The organism is Anabaena sp. EIM26, from assembly GCF_057568715.1.
The window spans coordinates 3,118,707-3,131,497 of sequence record NZ_CM172472.1; the positions used below are offsets into that span (position 1 = coordinate 3,118,707).

10 protein-coding genes are annotated in these 12,791 nt (G+C 39.2%); 3 read left to right on the top strand and 7 right to left on the bottom strand.

Translation table 11 applies throughout. The features are described 5' to 3' along the window. Positions 1-78: 78 nt before the first annotated feature. Complete coding sequence (locus AC012T_RS13660; protein ID WP_487059098.1) at positions 79-1,245, bottom strand: pyridoxal phosphate-dependent aminotransferase; 1,167 nt, start codon at positions 1,243-1,245, stop codon at positions 79-81. 170 nt (positions 1,246-1,415) lie between these two features. Continuing rightward, positions 1,416-1,898 carry a hypothetical protein gene (locus AC012T_RS13665; RefSeq protein ID WP_487059099.1) on the bottom strand — a complete coding sequence of 161 codons (483 nt, stop codon included), beginning with the start codon at positions 1,896-1,898 and terminating at the stop codon, positions 1,416-1,418. A gap of 481 nt (positions 1,899-2,379) precedes the next feature. Between AC012T_RS13665 and uvrA the strand changes: the two genes are divergently transcribed. Beyond that, positions 2,380-5,349 (top strand): excinuclease ABC subunit UvrA, encoded by a 2,970-nt coding sequence (uvrA, locus tag AC012T_RS13670; RefSeq protein ID WP_487059100.1) that lies wholly within the window; start codon positions 2,380-2,382, stop codon positions 5,347-5,349. Between the two features lie 187 nt (positions 5,350-5,536). On the opposite strand, the gene AC012T_RS13675 is transcribed toward uvrA, so the two are convergent. The 3 genes from AC012T_RS13675 to AC012T_RS13685 all read right to left on the bottom strand — a co-directional run bounded on the left by AC012T_RS13675 (position 5,537) and on the right by AC012T_RS13685 (position 8,043). Beyond that, entirely contained in the window at positions 5,537-6,073 is a 537-nt protein-coding gene (locus AC012T_RS13675; RefSeq protein WP_487059102.1) for a TcaA NTF2-like domain-containing protein, read from the bottom strand. Between the two features lie 387 nt (positions 6,074-6,460). After that, a complete protein-coding gene (locus tag AC012T_RS13680; protein WP_487059103.1) occupies positions 6,461-6,877 on the bottom strand; it encodes a C6orf136 family protein in 417 nt (138 codons plus the stop codon). Positions 6,878-6,882: 5 nt separating this feature from the next. Beyond that, entirely contained in the window at positions 6,883-8,043 is a 1,161-nt protein-coding gene (locus AC012T_RS13685; protein WP_487059105.1) for a glycoside hydrolase family 10-like protein, read from the bottom strand. A 94-nt stretch (positions 8,044-8,137) separates the two neighbouring features. Between AC012T_RS13685 and AC012T_RS13690 the strand changes: the two genes are divergently transcribed. Together AC012T_RS13690 and AC012T_RS13695 are read left to right on the top strand one after the other, a co-directional pair. Then, a complete protein-coding gene (locus AC012T_RS13690; protein ID WP_487059106.1) occupies positions 8,138-9,040 on the top strand; it encodes an alpha/beta fold hydrolase in 903 nt (300 codons plus the stop codon). A 293-nt stretch (positions 9,041-9,333) separates the two neighbouring features. Continuing rightward, on the top strand, positions 9,334-9,789 hold the full coding sequence (locus AC012T_RS13695; protein ID WP_487059108.1) for a pentapeptide repeat-containing protein: 456 nt from the start codon (positions 9,334-9,336) through the stop codon (positions 9,787-9,789). Between the two features lie 139 nt (positions 9,790-9,928). Here the strand turns inward: AC012T_RS13695 and metK are convergent, their stop codons facing one another. Both metK and AC012T_RS13705 read right to left on the bottom strand, forming a co-directional pair. Then, the gene (gene metK / locus AC012T_RS13700) at positions 9,929-11,203 is read right to left on the bottom strand and encodes a methionine adenosyltransferase (RefSeq protein WP_487059110.1); all 1,275 of its coding nucleotides are present in this window, start codon (positions 11,201-11,203) and stop codon (positions 9,929-9,931) included. 218 nt (positions 11,204-11,421) lie between these two features. After that, complete coding sequence (locus AC012T_RS13705; protein ID WP_438889104.1) at positions 11,422-12,423, bottom strand: phosphoribulokinase; 1,002 nt, start codon at positions 12,421-12,423, stop codon at positions 11,422-11,424. Between the last annotated feature and the right edge of the window lie 368 nt (positions 12,424-12,791).

Sequence of the window (12,791 nt, forward strand, 5' to 3'; positions counted from 1 at the left end):
AATCGTTGATCCTCCTAACTCTCTGTAATCAGATGTGTTAGGGGGATCTTATTTGTCCATGATGAGACAAATTGATGATTAAATTCGAGAACGCACGAATTTCTCTAATCTATCCATTCCCTTTTCTATGGTCGCCATATCAGTAGCGTAGGAAAGACGAATGTTGTCATCAGCACCGAAAGCTACACCGGGAATAACTGCAACTTGATGTGCTTCTAATAAAGCGTTGCAAAATTCCAGGGACTTTAAGCCGGTTTTACTGATATCTGGGAATAGGTAAAAAGCACCATCTGGTTTAGCGGTACTCAAGCCGGGAATAGCGTTAAGTCTATCTAGCATTACCTGACGACGTTTAGCGAAAGCTTGACGCATTTCTTCTACACAGTCTTGGGAACCTTCCAAAGCTGCGATCGCACCATATTGAGCAAAGGTACACACATTTGATGTACTATGCCCTTGAATGCTACTGGCAGCTTTAATAATTTCTACAGGCCCTGCTAAATATCCTAGTCTCCACCCAGTCATTGAGTAAGCTTTCGCAAACCCGTTACTAATTAAGGTGCGTGCAAAAATTTCTTTTCCTAGAGAACCGATGCTGATATGTTCTGCACCGTCGTAGAGAATTTTTTCGTAAATCTCATCAGAAACAACTAAGATATCTGCATCAACTATTACTTGCGCCAAAGCTTTAATTTCTGACGGCGTGTAAACCATCCCTGTGGGGTTAGATGGGGAGTTGAGGATGAATAACTTAGTTTTTGGGGTAATGGCGTTTTTGAGTTGTTCTGGGGTAATTTTGTAACCTGTGGAAGCATCTGTATGTACAATTACAGGTTTCCCACCTGCCAAAATCACCATTTCGGGATAACTCAGCCAATAAGGTGCAGGGATAATCACCTCATCACCAGCTTCAATTAGCGCCATCATCAAGTTATACAGAGAATGTTTCCCGCCATTAGTGACGATGACATTTTCCGATTTATAATCAAAACCGTGATGATTTTTGAGATTTTGGGCGATCGCTTCCCTTAATTTTGGTTCTCCAGCTGCGGGGCCATATTTGGTTTTCCCTTCATCCAAAGCTTTCGCTGCTGCGGCTTTGATATGCACTGGGGTGTCAAAATCCGGTTCTCCGGCACTAAAACTACAAACATCTATACCCTCTGTTTTCATAGCCTTAGCTTTAGCTGCGATCGCTAAGGTTATGGAGGGTGTCACCTGACTTACTCTTGCTGCCAGCTTCATTCTACTTTATTCGACAAATCTCTATCCTATCTAAGGATATCCCAGAATCCCATCCACGATTTGCCTTTTGAGATTTTCGTCATCACAAAGTTGATCAATAAATGCTAGAAGCACATTTTGGCGTACCTCTAGCTGGTGGAGTTTTAGTATCTATTGACACTGGGTTATCATCAATCAAAATCACCTCTTTCTGATTTATTCCGCATCAGTTCTTTTTCAATTTCACTACGTTCATAATCCCTAGCACCAAAAGTCCGTTTTTGGGGTTCATTACCCAATTCTTCTCCAGCGCGTTTGAGCATATTTAGAGGATTTTTTTGTCTACTTCCTGTTCCCAAATCTTTGGGAATTACTTCACCTGCTCGCTTCCCACTTTCGATATAATCATCACCAATCTCTGGTGTTGTATAAACTTTTTCTTTCCTTCGATTTTGATTTGAATAAAAAGGTCTAAAAGGCTCATTTACAGCTACTCTACGTTCTTGTGTGGAATAATATGGATGAGTTATTTCTACTTTGTGGGTTTTTTCAGAAAAATAACCAGCCGCTTGGGCTGAAAGCATCGGTAAACTAATTAACCAGATGAAAATGGCTAACATGAATAGAGTAAGTTGACGATGCATTTGATTAAATAATCTCTTGATTTCCATCATTTAGGCAATTATCCTTGTGACTATTTTACAAATGCCTAAAGTTTAAAAAATTATCATTTAAATAACGTCTTCCTCTGGGTTGGTTAAATGTATATAAAAAGTAATGTCGATAATTGCACAAAAATATCTCTAACTTCTGCCGGATAATAAACATCTCCAAAAAAGGATTTGGAACCAAGAATCTCTAATCATGTAACCGCCATACAGGGGTTATAGGAAATGCACATTGAATTTTCGGATCTGGTATAATACGGGTCTAATTCAGCCTACCCCTGTGGGCTTTACCTGTATAGTTACAGTTTGCAATCACCTATGTAAGAAACTTGCTTTTCGTTACATATTTCGGTTTTCTCAAGTCTTTTTACTGATGTTATGTAGCAAATTCGGAAAATATGTGCGACTTGTAGTTCTAGCATATCCTGAGTAAAGATAGTATTATGAAGAACTGTTTCACTGTGCAACATTCCTTCAGGCTGTCAATATGTCAGAAAACCTAGCAGCATCTTTAAACGGTAGTCTTCCGTACCACCACAACAGCCAGAATACTATTCGCATTCGCGGTGCTAGGCAGCATAATCTGAAAAATATTGATTTGGTATTGCCGCGCGATCGCTTGATTGTCTTTACTGGCGTTTCTGGTTCGGGTAAATCTTCTTTGGCTTTTGATACCATTTTCGCCGAAGGGCAGCGGCGTTATGTGGAATCTCTCAGCGCCTATGCACGGCAATTTTTGGGTCAGTTGGATAAACCGGATGTGGAAGCAATTGAAGGTTTAAGTCCGGCGATTTCTATTGACCAAAAATCAACTTCCCATAACCCCCGTTCGACGGTGGGGACGGTGACGGAAATTTACGATTATCTGCGCTTGTTATATGGTCGCGCTGGTGAACCCCATTGTCCCATCTGCGATCGCTGTATTGCTCCCCAAACCATTGACCAGATGTGCGATCGGATTATGGAATTGAGCGATCGTACCCGCTTCCAAATTCTTGCACCTGTCGTCCGGGGTAAAAAGGGAACTCACCGCAAACTTTTATCTGGTTTAGCCGCGCAAGGATTTGTACGCGTGAGGGTAAATGGAGAGGTGCGAGAACTGTCTGATTCCATTGAATTAGATAAAAATATTACACACACTATAGAACTGGTTATTGACCGCTTAGTTAAAAAAGACGGCATTCAAGAGCGTTTAGTAGATTCTCTTTCTACTTGCCTTAAGCAATCTAACGGAATCGCTATAATTGAAGTATTAAATGATACTTCTGATAAGGTATCGCTAGAGCGACCTGATAGTAAGTATATATCAACCCCAGGAGAAAATCAAGATATTTCCGCACAAGAATCATCACTAGAAATGGTGTTTTCAGAAAACTTTGCTTGTCCAGAACATGGTGCAGTAATGGAAGAATTATCACCACGTTTGTTTTCTTTTAACTCACCTTATGGTGCTTGTCCCCATTGTCACGGTATCGGAACCTTAAAAAGATTTTCCTCCGACTTAGTGATACCGAACCCAGATTCGCCCATGTATGCGGCAATTGCCCCTTGGTCAGAAAAAGAAAATTCCTATTATTTAGAGTTACTTTATAGTCTGGGACAGACCTATGGATTTGAATTGCAGACCCAGTGGAGTAAGTTAACCCCAGAACAACAACAGATAGTTTTGTATGGGGAAGAAAAACCTAAACGTGCCAACAGTTCACCCGATGCTACCGCAGAGAAGCAAAAAGCACCAAATTTTAAAGGCGTAATTCCGATTTTGCAACGCCAATATGAAGGCGGTTCCGAACTAGTTAAGCAAAAATTGGAAGAATATTTAATTGATCAACCTTGTGAAGTTTGCGGTGGCAAGCGATTAAAACCAGAAGCCTTAGCAGTGAAGTTGGGACAATTTGGAATTTTAGATTTAACCAGCGTATCAATTCGGGATTGTCGGGAAAGAATAGAAAATTTAAAATTGAGCGACAGACAAACCCAAATTGGTGATTTAGTTCTCAGAGAAATTAAAGCCAGATTGCAATTTTTATTAGATGTTGGTTTAGATTATCTCACCTTAGATCGTCCCGCCATGACCTTATCAGGTGGTGAAGCCCAACGCATTCGTTTAGCCACACAAATCGGTTCAGGACTAACAGGAGTTCTTTATGTTCTAGACGAACCCAGCATTGGTTTACATCAAAGAGATAACGGCAGATTACTCAAAACCTTAACCAAATTACGCGATTTAGGAAACACCTTAATTGTCGTTGAACATGACGAAGAAACCATTCGAGCCGCTAACTATATAGTTGATATTGGCCCCGGTGCCGGAATTCACGGTGGTCATATAGTTGCCCAAGGTGATTTAGAGGCATTGTTAACAGCAGAAGATTCTTTAACCGGTGCTTATTTATCAGGTAGAAGGGTAATTAACACCCCAGCAAAAAGAAGAGAAGGTAATGGACGCAGTTTAACCATTAAAAATGCTAGTCGTAACAACTTACAAAATATTGATGTCGAAATTCCCTTAGGAAAACTTGTCTCAGTCACCGGTGTGTCAGGTTCTGGAAAATCTACCCTAATTAACGAATTACTTTATCCAGCATTACAACACCATTTACTCAAAAAAGCTCCTGCACCAAAGGATATAGATGAAATCAAGGGTTTAAATTCCGTTGATAAAGCGATCGTTATCGACCAATCACCCATTGGGAGAACTCCCCGTTCTAACCCCGCAACCTACACAGGAGTCTTCGATATCATTCGTGATGTCTTTTCCCAAACCATCGAAGCCAAAACCAGAGGTTATAAACCCGGACAATTTTCTTTCAACGTTAAAGGTGGACGTTGTGAAGCTTGTAGCGGACAGGGTGTAAACGTCATTGAAATGAATTTTCTCCCTGACGTTTATGTTCAATGTGAAATTTGCAAAGGTGCGAGATATAACCGAGAAACATTACAAGTTAAATATAAGGATAAATCAATTTCTGATGTTCTCAACATGACGGTTGAGGAAGCATTAGATTTCTGTCAAAATATTCCCAAAGCTGTGACAAGATTACAAACTTTAGTAGATGTCGGTCTGGGTTATGTACAATTAGGACAACCAGCCACAACTTTATCCGGTGGGGAAGCGCAACGAGTGAAGTTAGCCACAGAATTATCTCGACGTGCGACAGGGAAGACACTTTATTTAATAGATGAACCAACCACAGGTTTATCTTTTTATGATGTCCACAAATTGTTAGATGTTTTACAAAGATTGGTGGATAAGGGAAATTCAATTTTAGTAATTGAGCATAATTTAGATGTGATTCGTTGTTCTGATTGGGTAATAGATTTGGGACCAGAAGGAGGAGACAAAGGCGGAGAAATTATTGCCGCCGGAACGCCAGAAGATGTAGCTAAGAATAAGAGGTCTTATACTGGGCAGTATTTACAGCAGGTGTTGAAGCAATATCCGGTTGTTGTCTAAATCAAAATTTTCAGAATTTGATCTCGTTCCCAGTCTCCAGACTGGGAATACCGTCTTGGAGGTTCTACCTCCTGTATTTTAGAGGCAGAGCCACTAGATATGCATTCCCACGCAGAGCATGGGAACGAGTAAATTGAGAACTAAGCAAAAATTGCGTTGACACCGATCGTTGTAGACATCGCTCAATCTAATTTAGATAATTAATGCTTTCTATTTCTGTTGATACAACCTTCCAGCGACCATTAGATTTCGTGAGAGTATTTTTAGCTACCAACACATTATCTCTAAATGCGGGGCCTTGAATTTTTTTAGTAGTCTGAGTAACTCTAACTGTTGCTTTATTATCAGAAATTTCCAGGATTTCAAATTTGTTGATTTCGTATTTCAAATCATATGTATCAAAAAGTTTTTGTGTCAACTGTCTGGTTTGTTCGTAGTCTGGAGAATTTTCATCAATTGCAGACATAGCCAAGTCTACATCTTCTGTGTTCAACCCTCTGAAGTTGTCGTCAAAAACAGCCCTAATTTCTGCTGCATTATTATCTTGCTGAGTAACAGGGTTTTTAGAAATAGGTTCTATTGTTTTGGTAGTAGCTGTAATACCACCTAAAGAGGAAGGTTTATTAGTTGCACTAGCAGAATTTATATTACAACCAGTGATGAATAGTCCTAACACAGCCAGAGAACTTAGATACTTACAAATCTGTATGTTAAAAGCTAACATCGGAAATAAAACCTATATTTTCAATCACAACATATTATCTATCAAGTATATTGTAGATTAAATATCTGGTATTGCTGAATTTAAGTATGAATTTCAAAAATTAAATAATTCAAACTTCTACTCTCCACGAATCTGCAACGCACATCCTTGACGGAGCCTCTTGTAGAGAAGGCAGTTCAAACCTTACCCATCCCCAAAACCAACCCTAAATTGACTTCTTCTGTCGTGTTCTTCGTGTCTCCTCTTCGAGATGCTGCACGAAAGTGGTTCAATCACCTCCCAACACCAACGCAAAATTTATCAATAACAAAAAACACCAAATAGGTTTTAGCCTCATCATTATTCATCAATATTGCGATATTTGCACCTTCTCGTCTATGCGCGAAATCACTCCCCCCTCTGCCAAAACTGCTTTAAAATCTCCCCAGGTTCCCTATCCCAAGTATCAATATGCTCATAAATCAAACCCTCACTATTCAACTGATAAGTCGAATAACCATTAAAAAATAACCGTGCTTTCCAGGGAACACGCAAAACCCCGCGCACAGTCCACTTCGCTAAAATCGTTCTCTCCCCCGACTCAGATACATCATGTAAATCAAAAGCGATATCCGTAAAAAACAACTGACCATGAAATCGCAAAGTCCAAAAAATAATCCGATAATTAAATTTACCCTTAAATTTATTCACCGGGTCACGAAAAAAGATATCCTGTGTATAGATATCATAAGAAATATCTGTCTCAAACAATGTCGGTAAATCCTGTTTAAGAATTTCAATAATTTGTTCCATTTGCAATTTCATTGATTTTATCCCTTAAAAATTTTTTTCAACCGTTTTTCTAATCGCTGCAAAATAGAAGTAGACCTGCGATAACTCATGCCAAAATCCTGTAAATCTGCCAATTTGGGAAACGAAGCCGACTGAGCATAGGGCCCTTTTTTCAAAACCTTCGCCAACTGATCATTATTTTCCCGTAAACCTTCGTAAAAAAAGCAGATCTCCCCATAAATTCCTAATTGACGATGATATTCAATTACCTGTAACAAGTAATCTGGACTAATCCGATATTTTCCTAATTTGATTAAAATTCCTGGTGCTAGTTTTGGTAACATAGCATCTGGAAACTGCTCATTAACCAACCTATTAATAATACATTTATAACTGAGAAAGTCACGACGATAAATTTGAGGATGAATGATATCGACAATTCCTCGCTTTAACCAAGTTGGTGAATCTTGCAAATATTCCTGCAATCCCCAATCATAAATATTAGGAGCCATTGACACTAATAAATTAGGATTTATCGCTTTCACTTCTTGATAAAGCAGTGCCAAAACATCAGTTAAAATATTTGCACGCCACTGTAGCCAATGTTTATCCTTGTAGTTCTGTGGTGGATATTTTTGAAACTCTTGGTGGTATCGGTTCACAGTTCCTTGATCATAACCACCTTCAGATGGTAGCGCTGGAAAACGATCATCTCCTTGGACACCATCAACATCATAATTTTTTACCACTTCTAATACTAAATTTAACAAAAATTCTTGCACCTGAAAATCAAAGGCATTCAACCATTCAAAGCCATTCTTTTGCAATAAATTACCTTTGTAATTGTATGCTCCCCATTCTGGTTTTTGCTTTAATAACATCCCGCCATTTGAATTGTAAGAACTAGCAAAACCATATTCAAACCAGGGTATAACTTTTAAACCCACTCGTTGTGCTTCTGATATTAATTCTGCTAAAGGATCACGACCAAGGAAATTCGAGTCAATTTCTATACCAAACATCTTCCACATTGTGGAACTAGGATAAAGGGTGACACCTTTATTCCAAACAACGGGAAACACCACATTGAATCCCGTTTCAGCCAAGAATTCCATCGCTTCAGCAATGTTTTGTCTGGACTGAAGAACCTGGCTATCAGTCGTGGTTAACCAGACACCCCGTATTTCTACTTTACTCATTTACACCCTGACTTTTAATAGATGTTTTCCTGAAGAATACTTTGTATAATCGCTTTTGGTAACAATTTCAGTAATTTTAACCCAATTTAATTCTATGTCTATTATCGAAGATTCTTGGACACACGCTTATATAACTACCAACGATATCAAACTGCATTATGTCACCGAACGGGAAGGCCCTTTAATGTTAATGCTGCATGGTTTTCCTGAATTTTGGTATTCTTGGCGATATCAAATTCCTGAATTTGCTCAAGATTTTAAGGTTGTTGCTGTTGATTTACGTGGCTATAACGATAGCGATAAACCCCAAGTACAATCGGCTTATGTTATGGATGAATTTGTCAAAGATGTTGAGGGAGTAGTGCGGGGATTAGGATACGAGAGTTGTGTTTTAGTTGGTCATGATTGGGGTGGTGCGATAGCGAAGCGCTCCGTAGGAATCGCTTGGAATTTTGCCTATGCTCACCCAGATATGGTAGAAAAACTAATTATACTCAACCTCCCCCATCCCGCCAAATTTTCCCAAGGCTTAACCACTCCCCAGCAACTCCTACGCAGTTACTACATTTTCTTATTTCAATTCCCTTTTATTCCCGAACTACTCCTCCAAGCCTCCGACTACGAAGCCATAGCCAAAGTTATTCAAGGTACAGCTTTCAATAAAAACGCCTTTACCACAGCAGATATTGAAGCTTATAAAAATGCTGCTGCTAAACGGGGCGCAATCACAGCCATGTTGAACTATTATCGTAATATTTTTCAACAGCGCCTCCTCAACAAAAATTGGAGTATTCTCGAAGTCCCCACCCTCATGATTTGGGGAGAAAAAGACACCGCACTAGGTAAAGAACTCACCTATGGGACACAAGAATATGTCAGAAATTTACAAATCAAATATATTCCCAATTCTGGTCATTGGGTACAGCAAGAACAGCCAGAATTAGTTACAGAGTATATGCAAGAATTTCTGCTGCAAAAAAATAGTACCAAGTCTTAAATTAAAAAGCTTTTTAATAGGATAAAATACTCATTTACTATTTAAGCGCAACTATGCTAAGGGATGAAACTTAAAGATATTTAACACTAAAATTTAACAAAAGTAATTTACCTAATTTCAGTACTCAGACATAGTTAAAACCTAATGCTAGTAATAGTTATAGCCTGATTAGCCAATTGCTAAAACATCACATCTAGCTTGTGAGATAAATCAACATCTTCTAGCCATTTAGTGAGATAATGGAATCGTGAGGGAAAGAACGGACGCTACTCCATTATTAAGGGGGAAAATTTATGAAACGTCAGCTATTAGCAGTTATAGCCTTAGTCACTCCCCTATTTTTAGCTAACTCAGTTCAAGCTGGGAATACACAAGACCTACAAAAGCTATTGTCAACTGGGGAATGTAGAAATTGTCAGCTATCAGGAGCTAACCTCAGTGGCGCTCATTTAATTGGTGCAGACTTACGAGGAGCAAATCTCCAAGGAGCTAACCTCAAAGATGCTAACCTTGAAGGTGCTGACCTAACTGGAGCAAATTTAGCAGGTGCTAATTTAACATCAGCTTTTGTCACCAACGTGAATTTGAAGCAAGCCAATCTCAACGGTGCAAACCTCACCAGTGCAACTATTAACGATTCCAACGTGTATCAAGCATCAATGAATGACTTAACTATTACTGATGCGGAAATATATAACACTGGTATCGGTATTGGTGGTGAAGACGCAGAAATGCCTGATTGGGATTAAGTTTAGCTTGAACTCCTTGATATTTTAGGGGTGACTAACTAGTACTTAAAAAATCAATAATCACATTAGAAAACCTCTGCTTGATAGTTATAAAAGCAGAGGTTTTTTGGTTTTAGTTACAATCTAAAATCACCAGATTTTAACTTAATACCTGAGCAACAACTTCTGAAAGAGACTTATTAGCAGCTTTTTTCAACACATCTACCTTGTCGGTACGTTCCCAAGGTAAATCTAAATCACTACGTCCCAAGTGACCATAAGCCGCGATGTCCTGATAAAAACGTCCGCCTCGTTCACTTGGTAGGTTGCGTAAATTGAAAGCGTGGATAATTCCTGCTGGACGCAGTTCAAAGTTGTCTTTGACTAATTCCAGTAAAATTTCATCATCCACTTTACCAGTCCCAAAGGTATCCACAAAAATGCTGACCGGTCTGGCTACACCAATGGCATAACTTAACTGGACTTCACATTTTTCCGCTAACCCAGCTGCCACAATATTCTTTGCTGCATAACGGGCAGCATAAGCAGCAGAACGGTCTACTTTAGTGGGATCTTTACCGGAAAAAGCACCACCACCATGTCGTGAATAACCACCATAGGTATCGACAATGATTTTCCTTCCAGTTAAACCAGAATCACCTTGAGGTCCACCAATAACGAACTTACCAGTAGGATTCACTAAAAAGCGTGTATCCTGATTTGGCTTAATCTCAATATCACCAAAAACAGGTACTACCACTGCATCCCACAGGTCTTCTTTAATCTTAGCTTGCACCGCAGCATCATCAGTAATATCCCCAATATTAGGTGTATGCTGGGTGGAAATCAAGATTGTGTCAATACCTACGGGTTTGCCATTTTCATAGACGACGGTGACTTGAGTTTTCCCGTCTGGACGCAGGTAAGCTAAATCGCCTGTTTTTCTCACTGCTGCCAGTCTCCGGGCAATGCGATGAGCTAAACTAATAGGCAAAGGCATGAATTCTGGTGTTTCGTTGCAAGCAAAACCGAACATGATACCTTGATCACCAGCACCAATTTGATCGAATAGTTCTTCACTATCCTCAGCGCGAGTTTCTTGGGCAGTATTTACACCTTGAGCAATATCAGGTGATTGTTCATCCAAAGCTACCAAGACGCTGGCACTGTCAGCAGAAAAGCCGTTAATTGAATCAGTATAGCCAATTTCAGCAATTTTCTTCCGTGCCAAATTGACAAAATTCACATTGGCTTTGGTGGTAATTTCACCAGTAATTAATACTAAGCCCGTATTAACTACTACTTCAGCCGCAACTCGGCTAGTTGGATCTTGTGTCAGTAGAGCATCCAGAATGGTATCTGAAATTTGATCACAGATTTTATCTGGATGACCTTCAGTAACGGACTCAGAGGTAAATAAATAGCGTCGAGACAATGGAAATTCCTCCTTGAAGAATTTTGATCACTGACTAAAAAAAGTGTATTTAGTTCAGCTACTAAATACTAATTTATGAAATCATAACAAGATTTACACATTTACAAGAAAAATGGGTTACTAAAAAGCTCCCAGGCATAAGATTGATTTTATGTATACAAAAAAAAGGGGGTACACCCATAGATGTCCCCCTTTTTTGTTCACAAACATTGCTTGCTTTAGACTTGAACTGCTAACTTTGCTTCTTTAGCTGTCAATCGCTCATAAGCAGCACGCATCTTCAACCCTGTCAGCACTTGGAATAAACCAGTACCGTTGTTGGACCCTGGATACTCACGGTGTTGAAGCAATAAGTGTGTCATCTCACCTTGATACGTGGTAGATGTATTGCTCAAATGAGTTTCGATGTAAATTACTTCTTCCAAGTTGTCAAATTGACCGTCTACTTCTAGCACGGTGACGTAACGACCGTAGTAAACATCGGAACCGTAGTATAGTTGCATTCCAGGGTAGGAACAGGTGAGCTTACGTCCGCAGGGAGTCCATTGAATAGTTGAACCTTCATCAAAGAGGTAGGTTGGCTCAAAGCCTTCTTTCCCTTCCCGTTGCAGCATACGTACCCGTAAAACTTTGCGCTCTGTGTCGTTTTTGATTAAGTTTGTAGGTAATACTTGTAGAACTACATCTGCAAATTCTCTTTGTGGTTCGATAAACTTTTCAAAGTCGGGTTTACGAGAATTGATTTGTGCTAAGACATCTTCATAACGATGTCCTCGTTCTGCCATATCTCGCTGAATTTTCCAGGCAATTTTAACTTCATCGCTGATGTCAAAGTAAACACTGAAATCAATTAAGGCTCTAACTCGTTCATCATATAAAGGATGCAGCCCCTCAACTACTATAATGTGGTTAGGCTCAATCCGTTCTGCTGGATCGAGTAGGCCGGTTTCGTGGTTGTAAATCGGCTTATCAATTGCTTGACCTTCTTTTAGTGCTTTAATTTGCTCATACATGAGGTCAAAATTGTTAGCCCTGGGGTCAAGTGCAGTTATCCCCGTTTCTTTGCGTTGTTTGCGGTCTAAGCAATGATAATCATCCAAGCAGATGACTGTCATCAGGTCTTCACCAAACAAATCTATCAACCGACGCAAAAACGTAGATTTACCGCATCCAGAGTCTCCAGCTACTCCAATTAGTACCACGCGTTCCGGCTTAGTCATAAATCTCCTCTAAATACTAAATGTCAATCAATATTTTTTTTCACACGGCAGATTTTTGAAGTCAGGTGTTTACCTCAATGATAATTTCCTGTGTTCTTGCTATCCAGCACGAAATTAGTATATTAGGCTAGTTGGCAATAAAGTTATATTTGTTACTTATTGGAACTATCCTGACTCTTGGCTGGTAAGTATTTAATCCTAGTGATATATTAGATTTTAACAGAAAGATGCATTTTGTAACAAGATTTGCTGTTAAAAATAATCTATTGGTGTACCAATTCAGAATGAATAATTTTTTCTGGTTCTATTTTTAACTGGTTAAGATTATGCAAATTTTGTCAATAAGTAATAATACTGTAAAATATTAT

Bases quoted from the DNA above. Each gene is read 5' to 3' on its own strand.
- AC012T_RS13660 (WP_487059098.1), bottom strand. From the start codon at position 1,245: ATGAAGCTGGCAGCAAGAGTAAGTCAGGTGACACCCTCCATAACCTTA.
- AC012T_RS13665 (WP_487059099.1), bottom strand. From the start codon at position 1,898: ATGATGGAAATCAAGAGATTATTTAATCAAATGCATCGTCAACTTACT.
- uvrA (WP_487059100.1), top strand. From the start codon at position 2,380: ATGTCAGAAAACCTAGCAGCATCTTTAAACGGTAGTCTTCCGTACCAC.
- AC012T_RS13675 (WP_487059102.1), bottom strand. From the start codon at position 6,073: ATGTTAGCTTTTAACATACAGATTTGTAAGTATCTAAGTTCTCTGGCT.
- AC012T_RS13680 (WP_487059103.1), bottom strand. From the start codon at position 6,877: ATGAAATTGCAAATGGAACAAATTATTGAAATTCTTAAACAGGATTTA.
- AC012T_RS13685 (WP_487059105.1), bottom strand. From the start codon at position 8,043: ATGAGTAAAGTAGAAATACGGGGTGTCTGGTTAACCACGACTGATAGC.
- AC012T_RS13690 (WP_487059106.1), top strand. From the start codon at position 8,138: ATGTCTATTATCGAAGATTCTTGGACACACGCTTATATAACTACCAAC.
- AC012T_RS13695 (WP_487059108.1), top strand. From the start codon at position 9,334: ATGAAACGTCAGCTATTAGCAGTTATAGCCTTAGTCACTCCCCTATTT.
- AC012T_RS13705 (WP_438889104.1), bottom strand. From the start codon at position 12,423: ATGACTAAGCCGGAACGCGTGGTACTAATTGGAGTAGCTGGAGACTCT.